Source organism: Oceanobacillus luteolus, from assembly GCF_042678205.1.
Lineage (GTDB): Bacteria > Bacillota > Bacilli > Bacillales > Amphibacillaceae > Oceanobacillus > Oceanobacillus luteolus.
Genome location: NZ_JBHUDE010000065.1, coordinates 1 through 938, shown reverse-complemented (window position 1 = coordinate 938; position 938 = coordinate 1). Strand labels below are relative to the sequence as shown.

The 938-nt window shown below is 36.0% G+C and carries 1 protein-coding gene; it reads left to right on the top strand.

What is annotated here, in order from left to right:
- The coding region (locus ACFSBH_RS12130) for an IS110 family RNA-guided transposase (protein ID WP_379597741.1) at positions 1 to 803 on the top strand (803 nt) is incomplete at its 5' end.
- Between the last annotated feature and the right edge of the window lie 135 nt (positions 804 to 938).

Sequence of the window (938 nt, the reverse complement as noted above, 5' to 3'; positions counted from 1 at the left end):
GTAATTTTATTCAAACAAAGTTACAGTTTCAAGCTGTATTCGAGCAAGTATTCCCTGAATACCGAGGAGTTTTTGGGGAGCTATATTCTTTTGTTTCTTTACGGATTCTCCAAGAATATAAAGCGTCAGAGGATATCTTGATGACAAGCGAGGACAAGCTAGCAAATCGTATACATGAGTTATGTAGAAGTCGTTCTGAAAAGTGGGCGTATGAAAAGGCTCAGAAACTCAAAGCGGCTGCGGCTCGTAATCCATTTAAAAAGACGTTGTATCAGAGTCACCTTTTGAGCATGGGAATGTACATTGATATGCTTCTTCAATTTAAAGAGCATCTATCAAAGTTGGAGGCTGAGATAGATACTCTAGCTAAAGAAATTGAAGAATATGAGATTATCAAATCTATCCCCGGTATCGGAGAAAAAATCGCTGCCACGATCATCTCAGAAATTGGGGAAATAGATCGATTTAATCACCCTAAAAAACTTGTAGCATTTGCCGGTGTTGACCCTAGCGTTTTCGAATCTGGTAGATTCAAAGCAAGTATTAACCGCATCACTAAAAGAGGTTCCAGTAGGCTTAGACACGCTTTATACTTGGCTGTATGTTGTGCAATTCGAGACAAACGCAAGAAGAAAACTACTGATGAAATACTCCCTCGAAATAAGAAAATGAGAGAGTTTTACGATAAAAAACGCAACGAAGGTAAACCATTTCGAGTAGCGATCATTGCTTGCGTGAATAAGTTATTACACTGGATATACGCTTTATTAAAAAACAAAACAGTTTTCCAAGATATAGCCTAAAAACTATATCTAACTAAAAAATCCAAAACCTTCCAGATTGGTGATAACGGAAGGTTATTTAGCATGAATAAAATTAAGTATATCATAATTAATTTGAGTTTTTTAGAGAAATATATTGACAACTATTAGCTGGTT